The sequence below is a fragment of the Rufibacter roseolus genome, from assembly GCF_017916365.1.
GTDB lineage: Bacteria > Bacteroidota > Bacteroidia > Cytophagales > Hymenobacteraceae > Nibribacter > Nibribacter roseolus.
In genome coordinates, this window is record NZ_JAFMSU010000001.1 from 1575035 (window position 1) to 1596668 (window position 21634).

18 protein-coding genes and 1 tRNA gene are annotated in these 21634 nt (G+C 52.4%); 7 read left to right on the plus strand and 12 right to left on the minus strand.

All coding sequences use genetic code 11. The features are described from left to right. Positions 1–65 precede the first annotated feature (65 nt). Together J3P35_RS06230 and J3P35_RS06235 are read right to left on the minus strand one after the other, a co-directional pair. Positions 66–1280 carry an MFS transporter gene (locus tag J3P35_RS06230; protein ID WP_210463476.1) on the minus strand — a complete coding sequence of 405 codons (1215 nt, stop codon included), beginning with the start codon at positions 1278–1280 and terminating at the stop codon, positions 66–68. 71 nt (positions 1281–1351) lie between these two features. After that, complete coding sequence (locus J3P35_RS06235; RefSeq protein ID WP_210463477.1) at positions 1352–2608, minus strand: MFS transporter; 1257 nt, start codon at positions 2606–2608, stop codon at positions 1352–1354. A 304-nt stretch (positions 2609–2912) separates the two neighbouring features. Here J3P35_RS06235 and J3P35_RS06240 point away from each other — a divergent pair, with 304 nt between their 5' ends. After that, entirely contained in the window at positions 2913–3176 is a 264-nt protein-coding gene (locus tag J3P35_RS06240) for a hypothetical protein (protein WP_210463478.1), read from the plus strand. Positions 3177–3271: 95 nt separating this feature from the next. On the opposite strand, the gene pth is transcribed toward J3P35_RS06240, so the two are convergent. The 4 genes from pth to atpD all read right to left on the minus strand — a co-directional run bounded on the left by pth (position 3272) and on the right by atpD (position 7305). Beyond that, the gene (gene pth / locus J3P35_RS06245; RefSeq protein ID WP_210463479.1) at positions 3272–3832 is read right to left on the minus strand and encodes an aminoacyl-tRNA hydrolase; all 561 of its coding nucleotides are present in this window, start codon (positions 3830–3832) and stop codon (positions 3272–3274) included. 209 nt (positions 3833–4041) lie between these two features. After that, positions 4042–5169, minus strand: coding sequence for a trans-sulfuration enzyme family protein (locus J3P35_RS06250; RefSeq protein ID WP_210463480.1), 1128 nt, complete (start codon positions 5167–5169; stop codon positions 4042–4044). A 288-nt stretch (positions 5170–5457) separates the two neighbouring features. Beyond that, positions 5458–5706, minus strand: a complete 249-nt coding sequence (gene atpC / locus J3P35_RS06255; RefSeq protein WP_210463481.1) for an ATP synthase F1 subunit epsilon — start codon at positions 5704–5706, stop codon at positions 5458–5460. A 93-nt stretch (positions 5707–5799) separates the two neighbouring features. Next, entirely contained in the window at positions 5800–7305 is a 1506-nt protein-coding gene (atpD, locus tag J3P35_RS06260) for a F0F1 ATP synthase subunit beta (protein ID WP_149089285.1), read from the minus strand. Positions 7306–7851: 546 nt separating this feature from the next. On the opposite strand from atpD, the gene J3P35_RS06265 reads away from it, so the two are divergent. The 5 genes from J3P35_RS06265 (at position 7852) to J3P35_RS06285 (ending at position 14340) form a co-directional block, all read left to right on the plus strand. Further along, on the plus strand, positions 7852–9729 hold the full coding sequence (locus tag J3P35_RS06265) for a T9SS type A sorting domain-containing protein (RefSeq protein WP_210463482.1): 1878 nt from the start codon (positions 7852–7854) through the stop codon (positions 9727–9729). Positions 9730–10071: 342 nt separating this feature from the next. Next, a complete protein-coding gene (gene purL, locus J3P35_RS06270; RefSeq protein WP_210463483.1) occupies positions 10072–12291 on the plus strand; it encodes a phosphoribosylformylglycinamidine synthase subunit PurL in 2220 nt (739 codons plus the stop codon). Between the two features lie 96 nt (positions 12292–12387). Then, positions 12388–12460 (plus strand) — tRNA-Gln (locus J3P35_RS06275). Between the two features lie 259 nt (positions 12461–12719). Continuing rightward, positions 12720–13652, plus strand: a complete 933-nt coding sequence (locus J3P35_RS06280; RefSeq protein ID WP_210463484.1) for a ribose-phosphate pyrophosphokinase — start codon at positions 12720–12722, stop codon at positions 13650–13652. 103 nt (positions 13653–13755) lie between these two features. Further along, the gene (locus tag J3P35_RS06285) at positions 13756–14340 is read left to right on the plus strand and encodes a 50S ribosomal protein L25/general stress protein Ctc (protein ID WP_210463485.1); all 585 of its coding nucleotides are present in this window, start codon (positions 13756–13758) and stop codon (positions 14338–14340) included. Positions 14341–14598: 258 nt separating this feature from the next. Here the strand turns inward: J3P35_RS06285 and J3P35_RS06290 are convergent, their stop codons facing one another. The 3 genes from J3P35_RS06290 to J3P35_RS06300 are packed head-to-tail and all read right to left on the minus strand — an operon-like array spanning position 14599 to position 16978. Next, on the minus strand, positions 14599–15729 hold the full coding sequence (locus J3P35_RS06290) for a DegT/DnrJ/EryC1/StrS family aminotransferase (protein WP_210463486.1): 1131 nt from the start codon (positions 15727–15729) through the stop codon (positions 14599–14601). Further along, a complete protein-coding gene (locus J3P35_RS06295) occupies positions 15726–16385 on the minus strand; it encodes an acetyltransferase (protein WP_210463487.1) in 660 nt (219 codons plus the stop codon). The genes J3P35_RS06290 and J3P35_RS06295 overlap by 4 nt, the downstream gene beginning before the upstream one ends. After that, positions 16382–16978: a sugar transferase gene (locus J3P35_RS06300; RefSeq protein WP_317195359.1), complete on the minus strand. Its 597-nt coding sequence runs from the start codon at positions 16976–16978 to the stop codon at positions 16382–16384. Before J3P35_RS06300 ends, J3P35_RS06295 begins: the two co-directional genes overlap by 4 nt. A 251-nt stretch (positions 16979–17229) precedes the next feature. On the opposite strand from J3P35_RS06300, the gene ispE reads away from it, so the two are divergent. Then, complete coding sequence (gene ispE, locus J3P35_RS06305; protein ID WP_210463489.1) at positions 17230–18042, plus strand: 4-(cytidine 5'-diphospho)-2-C-methyl-D-erythritol kinase; 813 nt, start codon at positions 17230–17232, stop codon at positions 18040–18042. On the opposite strand, the gene J3P35_RS06310 is transcribed toward ispE, so the two are convergent. The 3 genes from J3P35_RS06310 to tgt form a co-directional block, all read right to left on the minus strand. Then, positions 18019–18942 carry a DMT family transporter gene (locus tag J3P35_RS06310; RefSeq protein WP_246849993.1) on the minus strand — a complete coding sequence of 308 codons (924 nt, stop codon included), beginning with the start codon at positions 18940–18942 and terminating at the stop codon, positions 18019–18021. The two genes, ispE and J3P35_RS06310, sit on opposite strands and share 24 nt — an antisense overlap. Positions 18943–19172: 230 nt before the next feature. After that, a complete protein-coding gene (locus J3P35_RS06315; protein ID WP_210464118.1) occupies positions 19173–20249 on the minus strand; it encodes an LptF/LptG family permease in 1077 nt (358 codons plus the stop codon). Positions 20250–20368: 119 nt separating this feature from the next. Then, positions 20369–21499 (minus strand): tRNA guanosine(34) transglycosylase Tgt, encoded by a 1131-nt coding sequence (gene tgt / locus J3P35_RS06320; RefSeq protein ID WP_210463490.1) that lies wholly within the window; start codon positions 21497–21499, stop codon positions 20369–20371. Positions 21500–21634 lie beyond the last annotated feature (135 nt).

Sequence of the window (21634 nt, forward strand, 5' to 3'; positions counted from 1 at the left end):
GCAAAGCAGAAAAAGCTTTTCCGTTTTACGGCTGATTTCTGGAATAAGAGAAGAAAACGCAGAGCCTATCCGGCCTGCAAGCGCCTTACCACATAGTAGAACCCCACAATAGCCACCAGGCACAAAGCGCTGGCGCCCCACCACAGGGTGTCAAACCCAAAGCTGGCGATGACCGTGGTACCCACAAACGGCCCTATAATATGGGCGGCAGAGTAAGACAAACTGTAAAGCCCCATGTAAGAGCCTCGGTTATGCGCACCAGAGCGCTGCACCGTGATTGTGCTCATAAAGGGCATGGCCAGGATCTCTGAAAGGCTCATAAGCAGCACCGATATCACCAGTACCGGGAACCCTTTGGCCACGTTGAGCAGCACAAACGCCAGCGCCAGCAGAAACAAACCCAGCACAATCATCTTCCAAAGCGCGTGCTTATCGCCTATGAGGTACACAATGATCATCTCCAGCAGGAACACAACCATGCCGTTAAACGCCAGCAAGGCGCCAATCTGCAGTTCAGACAAGTGGTAGACCCTTCTGAAATACAGCGGCATGGTGGAGAAGAACTGGAAGAAGGCCACAGCAAAGCAGCAGCACAACACCGCAAATAAGACAAAGAGGCCATCTCGGTAAGGAGAGCGCGTAATCGCAGGCGGCACTGGTGGCTCTCCGGCTGTCTGCGGTTGGGGATCGTGCCCCTGCCGGTGCCTGAAATACAGGAAAAACAACACCCCCGCGGAAAGGCTGGTAAGACCATCGGCCAGGAAAAGCCATTGGTAAGAAACCGTGGCCAGAATCCCGCCCAAAGCCGGCCCGATGGAAAAGCCCAGGTTAATGGCCATGCGGTTAAGGGAGAAAGCCCGGGTCACGTTTTCGGGCCGGGCGTAGGAACTCACCGAGGAGGCGTTGGCCGGGCGCAGGCACTCAGTCAATAGGCTGAGAAGGAAAATGCCGCCCGCAAAGAACTCAAATTGCTTAAAAGAGAGCATCACAAAGAACCAGAAACCACCCAGCGTCAGGCTGAAGAACTGCACCTTGAAATGCCCGATCTTATCGGTGAGCCAGCCGCCCAGGAACGTACCGCACATGGAGCCCACCCCGAACAGACTTAACAGCACGCCTACCTGCTGCAGACTGAAGCCCAGGGCCTCGGTAAGGTACACACTCAGGAACGGCACCACCATGGCCCCGCTGCGGTTGATGAACATCACGGCGGCCAGAAACCAGGCTTCTTTGGAAAGTCCGCCGAAGGCGTTGCGGTAAAGGGAAAGGATTGGGGTCATTCTAAAGCGGGTAGCGGCACAAAAGTAGAGAAATGAAACCAACTCTGCCGCTTATAAATGAACCGGGCTTTTTAAACCGGTTCAGGTACGGCCAGGTTGAAATCCAGCTCAGTTGAGGCCTGCAACCGGCGCACCACCAGGTATAACCCTCCGGCGGTGAAGACACCCAACGCGCTGCAGGCCCACCACAGCGCGTTGAACCCGTAGGCATCAATGAGGTGGGTACCCGCCAGAGGACCCACCACAAACGCCACCGAGTAGGAGAGCGTGTAGAGTCCCATATAGGAGCCTCGGTTCTGCAGACTGGACCGCTGTACCGTAAGGGTACTTGTAAAGGGCAAGGTTAAGATCTCTGAAAGAGCCCAGAAAACCACCGAGAGGACCAACACCAGAACCCCGTGGGCCATGGGAAGCAGCAGGCAAGCCATAGCCAGCAGAAGGAGTCCGGGCACAATCATTTTCCAGAGCCTACGCACCTTGCCCAGTCTATAGATGATGACCATCTCCAGGAGAAACACCAGCAAACCCTGCAAGGCCATTAAGGCGCCAATCTCAGAATTAGACAAGTTATGCACCTGTTGCCAGAACAAGGGCAGGGTAGTGAATAATTGGGAAAACACCACCAGATAGCAGCAGCACAGGAAAGCAAAAGCCAGGAAAAGCACGTCACGGTACGAGGAGAGCGAAGAGAAGGAGTTTAACCCGGGATCTTTTGGTTGGGCTTGCGGGCTGGCTTCCACTGCCTTTCTGTTTCTGAACAAAAAGAAAAACACCAGGCCGGCCGTGAGGCACGTGAGGCTGTCGGCCAGAAAGATTAGTTTATAAGACACCGTGGCCAAAAAGCCTCCAAGCGCCGGGCCCAGGGAGAAGCCCAGGTTAATGGCCAATCGGTTCAGGGAAAAAGCACGCGTTATCTGCTGAGGTGGCGAGAAGGCGCTCACCGCAGATTCATTGGCCGGGCGCAAGGTCTCGGTTAAGATACTCAGCAGGAAAAGCCCTCCGGCTACCGTCTCAAACCGCTGCATCCAAAGCACAACCATAAACCAGACCCCGGTCAGTAGATAACTCCCCAACTGTACCTTGAAATGGCCAAACTTATCGGTGAGCCAGCCGCCCAGAAAATTACCGATGGTGGCACCCACCCCATAGAGGCTTAGCAGCACCCCAACCTGCTTCATACTGAAACCCAGAGATTCTGTGAGGTACACGCTCAGGAACGGCAACACCATGGCTCCGCTGCGGTTGATAAGCGATACTGCCGCCAAATGCCAGGCTTCTCTTGGGAGCCCACTAAAGGCATTGCGGTAAAGGGAAAGGAGTAGAATCATTGGGGGGAATTGCGCGACGCAAAATAAGGTAAATGGCACCAATTCAAAAGCATACACCGGGTGAGAACGTGGTTTTAACTTCCGCGGACCTGCGTCTGTCGAGTCTCAAGTAGTATGCTTGCAGCATTTCTTAACTTTAATTAAACAAGGCTCCGGTGCTTTAAGGAAGGGAGTTAACGAAAAAGAGCGAATTATCCATCAAGCCACTTGGGTATTAGGCAGGCGCCCAGCCGCTAATCAGAAGGAAGCCAGGAGAAATCTCTTAATACTGGCAGTTTACGCAAGAAAAATAAACCAAAAAGCCATGCTGCAACTAGAATTGAAAAGGAGCCAGCCGGAAAGGGTGAAAGAGCAGGAGGAGTTTGCCCTGGCCAATGAAAAGCTGCAGAGATTTCAGGATCAACTTAGCCATCACCTCCAGATGCTTTTAGATGAGGTGGTGGCGCTCGGAAATAAAATGGAGACCGATACCGCCGCCAATGGGGAGTCTATGAGCCGGAATTTCAAACGTCTGAAAGTACAGGCCGAACTTCTGGCCCGGAATCTGGAACTGCTGCGCGCCGTCTAACGACAACTCATTTCCCTGAAACTAAGCCAGCGTTTGGAGGCTGTTTTATAGAAAACGGCTTCCAAACGCTGGCTTAGTTTTCTTATACAGGGAAATTACTTATTGAAGAAGTTCATGGTGCGCTCCAGCCCAATAGTCCCGAAGGAAAGGCTCATCTCGGCGGCTTTTTCAATATGCGTCTGCAGGTCAATCTGCTCATCGGCAGAAAAGGGGCTCAACACATAATCTACCTGCCGGCCCTTGGAGAACTGTGAGTCCACCCCAAACCGCAGCCGCGGATATTCATTATGGCCCAAGGTCTCCTCAATGTGTTTGAGGCCGTTGTGCCCGCCGGCGCTTCCTTTGGCGCGCATACGCAGTTTACCGAAGGGCAGGGCCAGGTCATCGGTGATCACCAGCATCTGCTGGGCCGGAATCTTCAGAACGCTTAGCCAATGTGCCACGGCTTTGCCGCTCAGGTTCATGAAAGTGGTGGGTTTCACCAAGGTGAAGTGCTTGCCTTTGGTTTTGAACTCGGTCACAAAGGAGTGACGGCTGGTGTCAAAAGAAACCTCGTGCTTTTTGGCCAGGTGATCCAGCACCATAAACCCGATGTTGTGCCGTGTATCAGCGTATTCTGGGCCAATGTTGCCCAGGCCCACAAGTAAGTATTTCATATCAGTTGGGGTGTCATCTGCTGGCTGAGCAGTCTCTTTGCCGCCGAGCCAGTTGACTAAACGTGTAAACATCCTGCAAAGGTAAGGCTCTTAGTTCATAGTGTTTAGTTGTCAGTTTGTGGTAATCTAGATTTTGAAGGTATCAGGACACTCAGTAAGCTCATTTCCTTCTGAACTATCAACAATCGCTACTAACAAATCGCTAACACCTAAATAGCCGCCAATCCCTGCTCCAGATCCGCGATGAGTTCCTGCGCATCCTCGATACCCACGGACAACCTGATGAGGCCCACGGTGATGCCCATCTTCTCCTGCTGCTCCTGGGTGAGACCACGGTGCGAGGTTCCCAGCGGATAAGAAATGGAAGTAGTAACCCCAGCCAGTGACGGAGCAAAAGGAATATGCGACAAGGCTTTCATGAACCGATTCACGGCTTCGGTTTCATCCGCGATTCTGAAGGACAGCATACCGCCGCAAAGGCCATTGCCCTGCTTTTGCGCCAGCTCGTGCTGCGGATGCTCCGAGAGACCGGGATAGAAGACGGCCTGCACTTTGGGGTGCTGTTGCAGGTATTGGGCCACGGCCAATCCATTGGCAGAGTGCTCCCGCATTCTGAGCTTCAGGGTTTTCAGGCCACGGGCACCCAGCCAGCTCTCAAACGGACTCAGGTTCAAGCCCCAGGTGCGCATGATCTGGGCGGCCCGGGCCTCGTCTTCGGCTACTTTGGCAATCAGTACGCCCGCGGTCACATCGCTGTGGCCCGAGAGGTATTTGGTAACGCTGTGGATGACCAGATCAGCACCTAGTTCCAAAGGGCGGGTGATGATAGGCGAGGCGAAGGTGTTGTCCACCACCAATTTGATGCCCCGGCTTTGGCACTCCTGCGCCAGTTGGGCCAGGTCCATCACCATCATCATGGGGTTGCTGATGGTCTCGGCCAGGAACAGTCTGGTATTCTCGCGCACGTACCCTTCCAATGAGTAAGTATCAGCGGTAGGCACGTAGCTCACCTCTACACCCAGCCGGTTGAGTTCATTGGAGAGCAGGGAAGATGAGCCGCCATAGATTTCCTCGGCACAGAGCACGTGATCGCCCGCCTTGGCGTACACCAGTACCGCGGTGAGAATCGCCGACATGCCGGAGGAGGTAGCCACCGCGCCTTGTCCATGTTCCAGTTTATTTACTTCCTGGGCCAGTTCCTCGCTGTTGGGGTTGCCGTAGCGGGTGTACATGTAATGCTGACCAGGCTCCTGGAAGTAAGCCTCCAGCGCATTCAGGTCTTCAAACGTGAAAACCGAGGTCTGGTAAATGGGGGTGATCTTTGGCGAAATGGACACTTTATTAATTAGGAATTAAGAATTAACAATTAAGAATTGAAGGTGTTCTTAAAGTTTGCCACAGTGCCATTGTTGGTGTTATCACCAACAATCCAACGTCAAGAAAAACCTTGGCTCCCTCACATTCTTTACAAACAATCAACAAATAATAACCAGCAATTCTAAAGGTAGTCAGAAAGCAGTAATTCTATTGAATCTGTTTAAGGCCTGCTTTTGCGGAAAGAGCTAAAAACAAAAGCCCGCCTCCTGGAAAGAAGAACGGGCTTTTTAAATGGAAAACAGGAAATCTTAGGCGGTTACGGCTTCGGCCAGGACAATGATCTTGTTGTCTAGCACCTCCACAACTCCCCCGTCAATCTGGAAGGCCACTGGGGCTCCGGTGGCAGGCGTAATGCGTACCGCTCCGTTGGCCAGGGCACTGATGAGGGCGGCGTGGTTGTTCAGCACCTCAAATCCACCATTAATGCCCGGAAACTTAACCGAGGTTACGTCGCCTTCAAATACTCTTCTATCTGGGGTAATGATTTCTAAATACATTTCTTAGGAGTTCTGAGTCTTGAGTCTTGAGTTCTGAGTCAAAATCTTGCACAGACTCAGGACTCAGAACTCAAGACTCAGAACTAATGAATATTATTTTGCTTCGGCCATCATTTTCTGACCTTTGGCAACGGCGTCTTCAATGGTACCAACCAAGTTGAAGGCTGCCTCAGGCAGGTTGTCATGCAGACCGTCCATGATCTCGTTGAATCCGCGGATGGTGTCTTTGATGTCAACCAACACACCTTTTAAGCCGGTGAACTGCTCGGCTACGTGGAATGGCTGAGACAAGAAACGCTGCACACGACGCGCTCTGTGTACGACCAGTTTATCTTCTTCAGATAATTCGTCCATACCCAGGATGGCGATGATGTCTTGCAGTTCTTTGTAACGCTGCAGGATTTCTTTCACGCGCTGCGCGGTGTTGTAGTGCTCAGCACCTACCACGTCGGCGGTCAAGATACGGGAAGTAGAATCCAGTGGGTCTACCGCAGGGTAGATACCAAGCTCAGAGATTTTACGGGAAAGTACAGTGGTAGCATCCAAGTGAGCGAAGGTGGTCGCTGGAGCCGGGTCAGTCAAGTCATCTGCAGGTACGTAAACGGCCTGTACAGACGTGATGGAACCACGCTTAGTAGACGTGATACGCTCTTGCATGGCACCCATCTCAGTCGCCAAAGTGGGCTGGTAACCTACCGCAGATGGCATACGACCTAAAAGGGCCGATACCTCAGAACCTGCCTGGGTGAAACGGAAGATGTTGTCAATGAAGAAAAGGATATCGCGGCCAGAACCGGTACCGTCACCGTCGCGGAAAGACTCCGCAATGGTCAAACCAGACAAGGCTACACGGGCGCGGGCCCCTGGCGGCTCGTTCATCTGACCGAACACGAAGGTAGCTTTAGAGTCTTTCAACGCGTTAGCGTCAACTTTGGAAAGATCCCATCCGCCGTGCTCCATAGACTCCATGAACTCGTCACCGTATTTCACGATGCCTGATTCAATCATCTCACGCAGCAAGTCATTTCCTTCGCGGGTACGCTCACCCACACCGGCAAACACAGAAAGACCACCGTGGCCTTTGGCGATGTTGTTGATCAACTCCTGGATCAATACGGTTTTACCCACCCCGGCACCCCCGAACAAACCAATTTTACCTCCTTTAGAGTAAGGCTCAATCAGGTCAATTACTTTGATACCGGTGTATAATACCTCTGATGAAGTAGAAAGGTCCTCGAAACGTGGCGCGTTGCGGTGGATAGGCAGGTCTACCAAACTGGCAGGCTGCGGAATACCGTCAATGGCATCGCCGATTACGTTGAACAGACGGCCTAGCACGTTGTCGCCGGTAGGCATTGAGATAGGAGCCGCAAGGTCAGTTACTTCCATGCCGCGGGTTAAGCCCTCGGTTGCGTCCATCGCAATGGTACGCACGCGGTCTTCGCCTAAGTGCTGCTGAGTTTCCAGTACCACGCGGGCACCGTTCTCTTTCACCACTACCAGGGCATCCATGATGTTGGGCAACTTAGAATTCTCACCCGAAAAGCTAACGTCCACTACCGGACCGATCACCTGGGTAATTCTGCCAATATTCGCCATTTGGTTGGTTTATAATTATTTAGATAGATACAGTACTCAATCAGGGTGCAAAACTACTGCATTCTTCCCTCATTTCCATAGAAGTAGGTAAAAAGTTTTGGATGTAAAATGTATTAAAGTGCGGTTTTCGGCCAAGGTCTGTTTTAGCGCCGATTCTGGCAAAATAGCCCGGAATCGCTTTGCAGATACTAAGGAGGGAAGTAAAGTTAGTTTTGGCTCCACACAGCCCAAGAGCACACTCGCCTTTGATAATTTCGCTAAAGCCTGAGCCACTGCATCCAGATTGTAAATCCGGATATTTTCTGTTCCCAGCCGCCCTTGAACGCGCGAGCTGTTTTGTCAAGGTTAGGCTAAAAGCAACCTCCTTTCAGGTTTTGGGCGATAGGTGCTGCTTGGTTTTTAAGGCGTTTTTGGGATTTCAGGTGAAAACGGGATCTTCCATTGGTAGGGGAAAAGACGGTTGAGGTTGTCAAAAGGTAAGTGGCCGTGTCTTAGGTAATGCGCTGGCTGCCCGCTCTTCTCGTCACCACCAGATCCAGGCCATATATGAAGACCAGACTTGTACGTTTCTTTTTCCTCTTCTTTTTACCTTTTTCATCCTTGGCGCAGACGCAGCAGTGCTGGGAGTGCTCCATTCCCGGTATTGCGCTGTATGACTTTGATGTGCAGGTTCCCAAACCCACCGATCCGGCGGCGCTTACTGCCTGGCGGAAACTTTTCCTGGCGGCCGGGCACGTGAACAACATCCTGTCTACCACCCTGAGCGACAACCCCTGTTTCACTGTCTTCCACGCCGATGACCTGGAAAGGGACAGCCCCGATCCAGACCACATTAACCTGCCGGGCACCCGTGACCAATCTTACGCCGATTACCTGGTAATCGGCACTGTAACCGGCTCCGGCAATGACTACACCGTGCAAATCAAAGTGGTAGGTGCCGTGAACCGGAAAGTGGCTGTGACCAGCAGTGCCTCCTTCAAACTCTCTGACCCGGATGGTCCGCGTGATGCCGCCGTACGGGCCGCAAACCAACTGAACCCGCTGCTGGACAAGATCAAAGCCTTTGAACAAGCAGAAAGGGAAGCCAGCACTGATGTGGCTCTGCTGTCTATGATGATTGGGCAGGTGCAGCCCGTGGACATCAAGATCACACCTTCCAAAACGATCCTGAGCAAGAACGAGGAGATAGACGTGGAGATTGAGATGGTGGACTGCGACGGCTACAAACTCAAAAACCGGAAGGTGCGGTTCACCTCCGGCGAAGTGGCCGGCCTTTCCGTGCCCGGCACTACTTGTGGCCAGATCATTCCTTCAGAAGTCACCACTGATGAGCAGGGGAAGGCCAAAGTGAAGTATAAAGCCGGTAACCAGGCCTGCTCTGGCAAGATTGTGGCCTACTATGGTTTTACCCATCCCAACGGTAGCCCTGGTATTATGTACGGAGAGGTACCCATCAATGTGGAGAACACAGACACCTGGTATGTAGATGTGCACTACCATTATAGAATGAAAAGATCTTTGGATAAGACCTCTCAAACCTCAGAAGGTACCAAATATGATAAAGGCTCTTCTAATTATGAGACAGAGTACAGGGCCCAGTTTCTTTACCGCCCCAAGGAACCCATGACCGACAACATCAGCATCAGTTCACTTGCTGAACCTGAAGCCGAGGGCCAGGTTTTTGATTTCTTTGAGCAGGGCAGCCATACTTCCTTCGGGAATTCTTACATGAAAATGGTCTACAAAGGCGGCCCTGTTGTGACAGACCGCAACCGTCACCTGGCCACCGGTAAGCCAACTGATAGGCGTCTGGCGGCTATCAACTTTGATTATGGCCGTTTCGGGGATATGCTGAGCCTGGCGCTTGATTTTGAAGTTGACCGTACGTCTACCCAATCAGGGGGCTTGGGCAACGGTACTAATACCTCTAAAGACGTAGAATCTGTGGGGCAGGTAACGGTATTTGACGGCATAAACGGAGGCAAGATAGAGGTGTTGCCGCCTACGTCCACGTCCAGGTTTAAGATGTACAAGGTTACCTTCCATGAGGAAAAAACCAACAGTTCTTCCGGTTCCCGCATCACCTGGAGTGAAACTGTCAGAGCCTACATCATGTCGCCCACCATTGTTACGGGCATCTTGGATAACCTTGAAACCAAAGACAGCGGCCTGGAACTGGAGCAGAACTTTCCCAACCCTTTCAAGGGCTCCACAATTATCCCGTACACGCTACCAGCCAGGGCACAGGTTTCCCTCACGTTGTATGATGTGGCAGGTAGACCCATGAGGGAACTGGTGCATGAGACCAAACCCGCCGGGTTCCACCGGGTAGAACTGTCTAGCCTTGACCTGAAACCCGGTATGTATTTCTATAAATTACGGGTGGGTAACCAGGTGGTCACCAAAAGGATGATCCATTTGTAAAGCCATAAAAAAGCAAACTGGCCACTTATTTATTAACGACTTCAAGAGCCGGTGCCAGGTAAGCGCCGGCTCTTTGGGTTAGCTGTGGTCTGGAAAAACTGGTTCGGAAAACGGTGGGTCTCGCCTTTTGGCCAGCTTCTAAACTTCAAATGAGGCAAATTAGGGAGACTTTCTACCGTTTCTGAAAGCAACGATTTCATGCCCAGAGGCTTCCTTTTAGGGGCTGTTTTCCGGTTTTTGCCCTGCTTTTGGGAAAACACCTGAAAAACGCTGCAAAAAGATGGCAGTGCCTTGTAAAAGAAATCTTTATTTTTGCCCCGTCTTACCAAATCCATATCCGTCTTGGAAACCCAGACCCTGACTACCGTAGAGACCGCCCAGAAACTGGGCCTCCTGCCCGAAGAATTCGATCGTATCAAAGAAATACTAGGCCGCACGCCCAATTTCACCGAGCTCAGCATCTTCTCTGTGATGTGGTCTGAGCACTGCTCCTACAAAAACTCCATTGTCTGGCTCAAGACTTTGCCCAAAGACTCACCGCGCATGCTGGCCAAAGCCGGCGAAGAGAATGCCGGTCTGGTAGACATTGGCGGAGGTCTGGCCTGCTCCTTTAAAATAGAGTCCCACAACCACCCGTCGGCGTTGGAGCCTTACCAGGGCGCGGCTACCGGTGTGGGCGGGATCAACCGCGATATCTTCACCATGGGTGCCCGGCCTATTGCGCAGCTGAACTCCCTGCGTTTCGGGAACCCTAATTCAGATAAAACCAAGCGTCTTTTAAGAGGTGTGGTGAAAGGAATCGGGGATTACGGCAATGCCTTCGGTATCCCGACGGTGGGTGGCGAGCTGTTCTTTGATGACTGCTACAATGTGAACCCCTTGGTAAACGCTTTCTCGGCGGGTATCGTGGAGGTGGGTAAAACTGCCAGCGCTACCTCGCACGGCGCCGGAAACCCGGTGTTCATCATCGGGGCCGCTACTGGCAAGGACGGTATCCATGGCGCGGCCTTCGCGTCTAAAGACATTACCGAGGATTCTGTGAACGATTTGCCGTCTGTACAGGTAGGCGACCCGTTCCAGGAGAAACTGCTTTTAGAGGCTACTTTGGAGATTCTGGCCACCAACCGTGTTATTGGTATGCAGGACATGGGAGCCGCCGGTATCACCTGCTCAACCTCAGAGATGAGCGCCAAAGGCGAAAGCGGCATGGAGATCTGGCTGGACAAAGTGCCTACCCGCCAGGCCAACATGCAGCCGTTTGAGATCCTCCTTTCAGAGAGCCAGGAGCGGATGCTGGTGGTAATGGAGAAAGGCGCTGAGGACCTCATCCACCAAATCTGCGATAAGTGGGACATGTCTTGCGCCCAGATTGGTGAGGTAACCGACACCAAACGCCTGCGTTATTATGTAAAAGGCGAATTGGTGGCCGATGTGCCTGCCGAAGACTTAGTATTAGGTGGCGGAGCCCCGGTGTACCACCGCGAGTACCGCGAACCTGCTTATTTCCAAGAAGCCAAGAAATTCTCCATTGACTCCGTGCAGGAGCCAGCCAACTATAAAGAAGTAGCCGAGTTCCTGGCCACGCACCCCAACATCGCGTCTAAGCGCTGGGTGTACAAGCAGTACGATTCCATGATCGGGACTTCCACCTTGACCACCAACCGCCCTGCCGATGCGGGCATTGTGAAGGTGAAAGGTTCTGACAAGGCCATTGCTATTACCGTTGACTGCAACAGCCGCTACGTGAACGCCGACCCTGAGGAAGGTACCGCTATTGCCGTAGCCGAGGCGGCCCGTAACATTGTGTGCGCCGGCGGTGAGCCCGTGGCCATCACCAACTGCCTTAACTTCGGGAACCCGTACGTGCCGGAGGTGTACTGGCAGTTTGTGGGGGCCATCAAAGGCATGGGTAAAGCCTGTACCGCTTTCGGGACGCCGGTAACCGGCGGTAACGTGAGCTTCTACAACCAATCCTCGGATGAAGGTCCGGTGTTCCCAACGCCAACCATCGGCATGCTGGGGATAGTGGAAGACAAAGCCAAAACCATGACGCTGGCCTTCCAGAACGAAGGAGACGCCATTTACCTTTTGGGAGACGCGCAGAATGACATCGCCTCCAGCGAGTACCTGTATTCTTACCACAACGTGAAACTGTCTCCGGCCCCAGCCTTTGACATGGAGAAAGAATTGGTGCTGCAGAAAACGGTGAAATCCCTGATTGAGGAATCGCTCATCCAGTCGGCCCACGACTGCGCTGATGGTGGTTTGTACATCACTTTGCTGGAGTCTGCCATGCCTAACGAGCTTGGATTTGCCGTGACCACCGATGAAAATTTCCGGAAGGACGCATATTTATTTGGCGAGAGCCAGAGCCGTGTGGTGGTGAGCGTAAGTCCGACCCAGCAAGAAGCATTTGAGAATCTGGTAGCCGGTAACGGCCTGACTTTCAAAAAAATTGGTGAGGTGACTGCCCGTTACTGCGAGGTAGACGGCGAGGTTTTCCATGCCATCCAGGTCATCAAAAACAGCTATGACACCGCCCTGGAGCGGATTATGGAATAAATTTTTTGAAAAATTTTTCGCCTGGTGTATTGCGCTGAATAAATTCTTTTCTACCTTTGCAACACCAAACGACAACAACAGGTTGTCAGCGGAGATTGTCCGATGGTGTAACTGGCAACACGTCTGATTTTGGTTCAGAAGAGTCCAGGTTCGAAACCTGGTCGGACAACTTAAAACCTCTGTTTCTGCAAAGAGACAGAGGTTTTTTGCTTTTATAGTTTTGTGTTTCTGGGACAGAAGAAGCAGAAATAGCCTGCTAATGGTAAGTTAGTGATTCTGAGTGTGTTTGGATTATGCCAAGGAAATTGTGGGCTAAGTAGTTGTACTGTTAAGTTTCTGAAAAAGTACCACTTATTTTTAGGCGCTTGGTTTGGGTCTACCAAAATAAGGAGTAATTTTGCGACTTCATTCGGCAACCCTCTTTTCCCATGAGCCCAACGGTAAAGATTTTCTCCGGAACAAATTCCCGGTATTTCGCTGAACAGGTAGCCGCCGCTTACGGTCTGCCTTTAGGTGACCTAACGGTGCAGCACTTCTCTGACGGCGAGATCTCAGTTCACTTCAATGAGTCTGTACGCGGCTGCGAGGTGTTTTTGATCCAGTCCACGTTTCCGCCCGCTGACAACCTCATGGAGCTCATGCTGCTGGTAGACGCGGCCAAACGGGCCTCAGCGCACAAAGTGATTGTGGTGATGCCTTACTACGGCTACGCCCGGCAAGATAGAAAAGATAAGCCGCGGGTTTCCATCGGGGCCAAAGTGATGGCCAACGCCATCCAGTGCGTAGGTGCTGACCGCCTTATGACCTGTGACCTGCACGCTGGTCAGATTCAGGGCTTCTTTGACATCCCGGTGGACCACTTAGATGGTTCGGCCATTTTTGTGCCTTACCTGCGCAGCCTGAACCTGGGCCAGGACCTGATCTTCGCTTCTCCGGATGTGGGAGGTGTGGTAAGAACCAGAAGCTTCGCTAAGGTATTCGGGGTGGAGATGGTAGTCTGCGACAAGCACCGGAAACGCGCCAACGAGATTGCTTCCATGCAGGTGATTGGTGATGTGGACGGAATGGACGTGGTGCTGGTAGATGACCTGGTGGATACCGCCGGAACTATTACCAAAGCTGCCGAGTTGTTGCGTGACAAAGGCGCGAAAAGCGTACGGGCTATTGCTACCCACGGGGTATTGTCTGGTCCGGCCATTGACCGCATTGAGAACTCCGTACTGGAGGAACTGGTGATTTCAGACACCATTCCTTTGAAGCGGGAGAGCTCTAAGATCAAGGTGCTCACGTTCTCAGACCTGTTTGCCCGGGCCATCAGCAACGTGGTAACTCATGATTCCATCAGCTCCCTGTTTATCTAATTGCTGATGGTTGTTTGCCATACAAAAGAAGTCTAGTGTCTAATATTTAGCTACTAGCATCTTCTTAAAAGAGTTTTTTCATTTTTTATTTATATCCATTTTTATGCAAAGCTTAGAGATTATAGGGTTTAAAAGAGCAAATCTCGGTAAATCCGAAGCCAAAGCGCTTCGTGAGGAAGCTCAAGTTCCATGCGTGTTGTACGGCGGTGCTGAGCAAGTTCATTTCTCATCGCCTGCTATCCTGTTCCGTGACCTGGTGTACTCTCCGGAGGTTTACCAAGTTGATTTGAACATTGAAGGCACGCACTACAAAGCCATCATGCAAGACTTACAGTTCCACCCAGTAAACGAAATGTTGCTGCACGTGGACTTCCTGTTACTGCAAGACGAGAAAGAAGTTAAAGTTGATGTACCGGTACGTTTCACTGGTACTTCTCCAGGGGTTATGGCCGGTGGTAAACTGGTGACCAAACTGCGTAAACTGCGCGTGAAAGCACTTCCTGCTAACCTGCCAGATTCAATCGCGGTTGACATCTCTGACCTGGAGTTAGGTAAGTCTATCAAAGTGAACAAAATCACTCCTGAGAACTACACTATCTTGACCAACCCGCTTTCACCAGTGGCTACGGTAACTATCCCAAGAGCTCTGAAAAGCGCTCAGACAGAGGAGAAAAAAGGCAAGAAATAGTCTGTTGCTTCTTGAAGTCTTTGGAAATCCTGTTCTGCCCCTGGCAGGGCAGGATTTTCTTTTTTAAGCAGGATTTACGGGATTTATTTGATTGATCAGGATTGGGAATGTTGTCAGTCAATAGGTGGATGGGGGGAGTCTGATCCTTTCATTCCTCATGAAAGCCTATGACTTGATCTGAAGGGTTTGAGGCTTTCCATCTGTTCAATCAATCTATCTGCTCAAATCCAGGTTTTGCCTATTTTCCCTGAATCAGACCTAAAACGCTTTTTTGATGACATCAGCTACCCGTTCCTGATCTGAGAGGGTTAAGCTGGAGCCGGAAGGGAGGCAAAGGCCGCGGGCGAACAAATCATCGCTCACGTAGTCACCAAAGTAGTCGCAGGATTGATAGAGCGGCTGCCTGTGCATGGGCTGCCAGAGCGGACGGCTTTCAATGTTGACGGCTAGCAATTGCTGGCGTAGGGCCTCTGGGGTAAGTTGGCTCCCTTTTTTGATGGTGAAGCAGCTGAGCCAGCGGTTAGAGTGGAAACCCTCAGGTTCATGGTGCCATTCTAGTTCGGTCACGTCCTGCAGCAATTCCTGGTAGTTGGCGAATATCTTACGGCGTTGCTGTACTCTTTCTTCCAATACTTCCAATTGTCCCCGACCTATACCGGCAGAAATATTACTCAGCCGGTAGTTGTAGCCCATGGTGGTATGGTGATAGTACGGCAAGTCATCTTTGGCCTGCATCGCCAGCCAGCGGGCCTGTTCTACTAAATCGGGGTCAGAAGACACGAGGCCGCCGCCGCCTGAGGTGGTGATGATTTTGTTTCCGTTAAAGGAGAAAACCCCTAATTTCCCAAAAGTACCCAATAAACGACCGTGGTATCTGGAGCCCAAGGCTTCGGCGGCGTCTTCAATGATGGGCACTCCGTAATGCTGGGCAAGTTCCTGGATTTCCTGCATTCTGGAAGGCATGCCGTAGAGATGCACCAGCATGAGGGCTTTGGGCAGCTTGCCTTTCTTCTGGCGGTCCTGAAGGGCCGCTTCAAGGGCGTTAGGGCAGAGGTTCCAGGTGATGGGCTCACTGTCTATGAGCACAGGGGTGGCGCCCACATAACGGATGGGATTGGTACTGGCCACGAAGGTGAACGTAGAGCAGAAGACCTCGTCTCCGGGACCTACGCCCAAGGCAAGCAAAGCCAGGTGCAAGGCAGCGGTGCCCGATGCCAAAGCGGCTGCGGCCGGTACTCCTGTATAGCTGGCCAATTCCTGCTCAAAGCCGTTCACGTTGGCGCCAGCGGTGGTAATCCAGTTTTGATCAAAAGCCTGTTGCACATAATGCTGTTCCCTGCCGCCCATGTGCGGAGGCGATAGGTAAATGAATTCTCCTTTTTGGCTCATGCCGTCTGTTTGATGATGCGGGCCGGGACCCCCACGGCGGTACAGTAACTGGGCAGGTCTTCGTTTACCACCGCGCCTGCACCTATGGTGGTGAAATCGCCCACTTTTTTGTTTTGTAAAATAGTGCTGTTGGTGCCGCCGTACACACCCGCGCCCAAACGTACACAGCCACTTACCGCTACCTGCGGCATTAAAGAGCAAAAATCACCTATGATCGCGTCATGCCCAATGGTGCAGGCCAGGTTCAGCAGCACGTGCCGCCCCAGGGTTACGTTGTTTGTCAGGATGCAGTTCTGGCAGATGATGGTACCTTCGCCAAAGTGGTTTTTCTGCTCGGGGTTGCACAGCACCGAGGGGTGCACCAGCACGGGAAATTTCAATAAAGGACTCAATAATCGGTCGGCCACGTCTGTCTTGGCGGCGCAGTTGCCTATGGCAATGGCCACGCAAAGCGGGGTTTCGGTGTCGTTGAGCTGATCTACGGTGCCCAGGTACGGGTAGCCGCAAATGGTGGGGTGGGCCGAAGGGGCATCGTCATAGAACCCTACAATCTCCCATTTGGGCGTAGCCTGGTTTATCTGCAGCAAAAGCATAAGCACCTCGCGGCCCAGTCCGCCGGCACCTACAATAGCAATTCTTTGTTTAACGGTATTCATGAGGAAGAGGGGTTGGAGGAGCCGGTGAAGCGCTCCATGGTGGCTGTGCCCGGGGCCGAGATGCCTTCGGGTTTAAACAAGTGCTTTATGGTGCGCCATAAAACCAGCAGATCAACCCGTAGAGACACATGCTCCACGTACCATACGTCATAAGCGAATTTCTCTTCCCAGCCCAAAAGATTGCGGCCGTTGACCTGTGCCCAACCCGTAATACCGGGTTTCACATCGTGCCGGCGAGCCTGCTCCGGGGAATACAGCGGCAGGTAATCCATGAGCAGCGGGCGTGGCCCTACAATGCTCATCTTACCTTGTAACACGTTGAAGAGCTGCGGTAGTTCGTCCAGGGAAGTTTTGCGGATGAATTTCCCCAGCGGGGTAAGGCGTTGGACATCGGGGAGAAGGTTTCCGTGCAGGTCCCGCGCCTGGGTCATGGTCACGAATTTATAGAACGCAAACGGCTTGCCATGCAGGCCCGGGCGCTGCTGCCGGAACAAAACCTGCCCGTTGAACCCCACCCACAGAACCACCGCCACCAATACCATTACGGGCCACAGCAGTAGCAGCGCACTCCCGGCCAGCAGAAGGTCAAGCAAGCGTTTTCCGTAAGGCAGATACATGAGTAATGTGCTAATTTTTAAGGTGCTGATGCTGCTATTGGATTGACAAAACAGGCAATAAATAGTGATTAAGAAATGATAGCCCTTTCAAGAAAACGTTTTGAGTCTGATTTCTTAAAAACAGGTTTAAAACGGAAGATACCAAATTTAATGTTTGTATGGCTATTCCCCGGTTCATGGGCACTAAACACTAACAACTAATTACCAATCACTAGTATCTTGCGGGCATGATTCAATTCCCGAACGCGAAGATAAACCTGGGCCTGCAACTGGTGGAGAAGCGCCCCGATGGGTTCCACAACCTAGTCTCCTGTTTCTATCCTGTAGGGTGGACAGATGCTCTGGAGATTCTGCCCGTGCAGGGAGAGGCCTCTTTTACGCTCTCAGGATTGCCGGTGCCGGGCGCTCCCACCGCTAATCTCTGCTGGAAAGCCTACGAACTCCTGCGCCGCGACTTTGAACTGCCCGTCATCCAGATGCACCTGCACAAGGTCATTCCCATGGGGGCCGGCCTGGGCGGCGGCTCCGCCGATGCCGCTTTCACGCTCAAACTCCTGAGCCAGCAATTTGCTTTGGGATTGTCTAATGAGGCCCTTGAAAACTACGCCCGGCAACTGGGCAGCGACTGCGCGTTCTTCATCAGGAACCAGCCGGTGCTGGCACTGGAGAAAGGCGATGTGTTTGAACCCATCCCATTGAATCTGCAAGGCTGGCACCTACTGCTGGTCTACCCCAACTTTGCCATCAGCACCGCCGAGGCCTACGCCGGAGTTTCGCCCCGTTTCCCTGAAAAGAGCCTTAAAACGCTGTTGGCGCAGGACATGAGCACCTGGAAAAACGAGGTGGTGAATGACTTCGAGGCTAGCCTGTTTCCCCGGTACCCGTTGCTGACCGAATTGAAGGCGCAGCTGTACCAATTGGGCGCAGTGTACGCGTCTATGTCAGGTTCGGGTTCAACGATGTACGGTTTGTTCAAAACTGCGCCCGAAGGGCCGTTACCTTTTCCAGAGGATTACTCAGTTTGGCAAGGCGTCCTTTAAGCGGTTCTGGCGCCGGTTGATCACACTTTCCAGGATAGGGTGCAGAAACACGCTGAACAGGATAATTGCGGCCCCATAGTAAAAGCCCGCAGACATCTGCTCGCCTTCCTTGAAGATGAAGAAAGCCAGCAGAATACCGTACACCGGCTCCAGGTTCACGGTGAGGTTCATGGTGTAGGCGCTGAACTTGTGCATGAGGCGCACGGCAGCCGTGTACGCGTAGACCGTGCAGACCAGAGCCAGCATGGCAATACAAAGCACATCAACCCAGGTAAGGGCAAGGTGCAGTTCGCCTGTATCAGTCATGAACTGGCGGTAAAACGGGAAGAAAAGGCACGTCGCCAGCCAAGCCCCGGCCATCTCATAGCAGGTGATGGTGGTAGCCGCGTGCTGTTTGGTGAGTCTGCTGTTGATGATGGTGAAGCAGGAGGCCAGAAACGCCGAGCCCACGGCCATGGAAATGCCCACCGCATGGTCAAATTCAAACCGGAAGATGACGTACAGGCCCACAAGAATCAAAAGGGCCAAAGCCACCTCATGCGGCCTTATTTTCTTGTTCGTGAAGATGGGTTCCAGAATAGAGGTCCAGAGGCTGGACGTGGCCATACCTGCTAGACAGATAGACACTGAGGCCACCCGCGCCGAGGCGAAGAACAGAATCCAGTGCGCTGCAATCAAGAAACCCACTCCCAGGATCTTGGCAATATTCCGCCGGCCAATCCGCAGAGACCCTTTCCTGACCTTGATGACCACAGCCAGTGCCACCGCCGCCAGAATAGTCCGGTAAAACACCAGCTCCACCGCCGGAATTGAGATGAATTTCCCCAGAATGGCCGTAAAGCCCCACAGCAGAATAATAAAGTGAAGTTCCAGGAAATCTTTGAGGCGAGGGGTTTGCAAGAGAATCAGGAATTAGGAATGTGGAATTAAGAATTAGGAAGGGTGGGTGGTTCCCAGGCCGTTTTCTGAAAAATGGCCCTGAAACAGGAAAGCGGCTTGGAGCGCTTCACCACCCCGCCTTGCGGGCACCCCTCCTAAATTAGAAAGGGAGTTTTGGGGTGCTTACAGGACAGCGCTTGCTCAGAAGACCTCGCAGCGTCCGGAGGTCCTGCGAGCGTCTGTGCCAACAATTATCGGGGAACCGTCCGGTACAAGACAATCCCGATGATACTAAAGACGAACAAAGGCACGAAGGCGGCCAGCTGCGGCGGAATCCCGCCCACCGAGGCCAGGCTTCTGCTCATCATTACGAAGATGATGAAGATAAACGCCAGCACGAAGCCCAAGGCAATCTGCAGACCCACGCCGCCGCGCACCTTGCGGGAACTCAGAATCACCCCGATAATGGTGAGAACCGTGATGGCGAACGGATAGCTCATTCGCTCGTATTTTTCGGTCATGTACATCTCTACATCGGTGGCGCCCCGCAGGATTTTCTCGTCAATGAGCTTGTTCAGCTCGGCATTGGTGAGGGTCTCTTTGAGGCGGTAGGTACTGGCGAAGTCCTTAGGCAGCAGGTTGAGGGTGGTGTCAATGGCGCCGCCGTTGAAGACCGTTTCTTTGTCGCCGTTGAAGGTCCGCAGGGTGTAGGAGTCCATGTGCCACTTCTGCTTGGTGCTGTCCCACCGGATAGACTCTGAGGAGAGTTTCCGGATCAGTTCCTGCTTTCTGATGGTCTCCAGCGTGAATTTGTAGCCCACATCGGCGTGGTTGTTATAGCTCTCAAGGTAGGCGTAAGAATCTGGGCCTATGCGGAAGTGCACGTTGCGGCCCTCAAAGGTATAGGGGTTCTTCACGTACTTAATTTCAAAGGCCACCCGCGTCTTGTTGGCCGTAGGAATCACGTAGGAAGAAAAGAAGAAGATGAAAATCCCGATGATCACTGACCCGATGATGTAGGGCACCAGCATCCGCTTGAAGGAAACCCCGCTGCTCAGAATGGCCACAATCTCGGTGTGCGAAGCCAGTTTGGCCGTCACAAACACTGTGGCAATAAACACCGTGATGGGGCTCAGCATGTTGATGTAGTGCGGGATCATGTTCATGTAGTAATCCACCAGAATGATCTTCACAGAGAGGTTATGCTGAATGAAGTCATCATTCTTCTCCACGAAGTCAATCACGCAGATCACCGCAATCAGGATGATCACCACAAACACGAACGTGGTCAGGAACTTCTTGAGGATGTAATTATCTAATAGCTTCAGTTTCACACTTATTCAATTATGAATTAAGAAGTAAGAATTAGGAATTGATTTTCCATGCAAATAGCGGGATTCATCAGCTTCCAATTCTTAATTCCTAATTGTTAATTCCTAATTCTTAATTACAAACGTGTCATTAGTTTCTTCACCATCTCATCTTTCCAGGTCCGGAAGGTGCCGGCAATGATCTGCTCGCGCGCCTGGCCCACCAGCCACAGGTAGAAGGTGATGTTATGCACACTGGCAATCTGGGCTCCCAGCATCTCAGTGGCATGCATAAGGTGGCGAAGATATGCCTTAGAGTAAAACGTGCTCACGTAGCCGCCAAGTTCCGCATCAATGGGGGAGAAGTCCTCCTTCCAGCGTTCGTTCCGGATGTTGATGATGCCTTGGGTAGTAAACAGCATGCCGTTCCGCGCATTACGGGTAGGCAGCACGCAGTCAAACATGTCTACGCCCAGGGCGATGTTCTCCAGGATGTTGGCTGGCGTGCCCACGCCCATGAGGTAACGCGGTTTGTCACTGGGCAGTATGTCGCAGACCAGTTCGGTCATCTCGTACATCATCTCGGCAGGCTCGCCTACCGATAATCCGCCGATGGCGTTTCCGGGCCGGTTTTTAGAAGCGATGGTCTCCGCACTTTGGATGCGCAGGTCTTTGTAGGTGCTGCCCTGCACAATGGGGAACAGCGTCTGCTCGTAGCCATACTTGCCCTCCGTAGAGTCAAAGCGGTCAATGCAGCGTTGCAGCCAACGGTGGGTGCGTTCCATAGAGTTGCGGGCGTAGGTGTAATCGCAGGGGTAAGGTGTGCACTCGTCAAAGGCCATGATGATATCCGCCCCGATGGTGCGCTGCGTGTCCATCACGTTCTCGGGGGTGAACAGGTGTGAGGAACCGTCAATGTGCGAGCGGAATTTCACGCCGTCTTCAATGATCTTGCGCGTGCCCGAGAGCGAGAACACCTGGTACCCGCCGCTGTCCGTTAAAATAGGGAAATCCCAGCCGTTGAATTTGTGCAGGCCGCCGGCTTTCTCCAGCACGTTGAGTCCTGGCCGCAGGTACAGGTGATAGGTGTTACCTAAGATAATCTGGGCCTTTACGTCTTCTTTTAGCTCGCGCTGGTGCACGGCTTTCACGGTGCCGGCGGTGCCCACCGGCATGAAAATAGGGGTTTGTATTTTGCCGTGCGCGGTGGTCAACTCACCGGCGCGGGCTTTGGAAGCGGGATCTTTCGCTACTAAATCAAAGGTCATGTACAAGGGGTAAAGTGCTGGAAAAGCCTTGTTTATAGCTGGTGTGGGCGGCGGTTAGGCAACCCACGCTTTTCCAAACGGCAAAGATACAAACAACCTTTTGTTCTGCCGCCCTGCGGGTAGGCTGCGCATGAA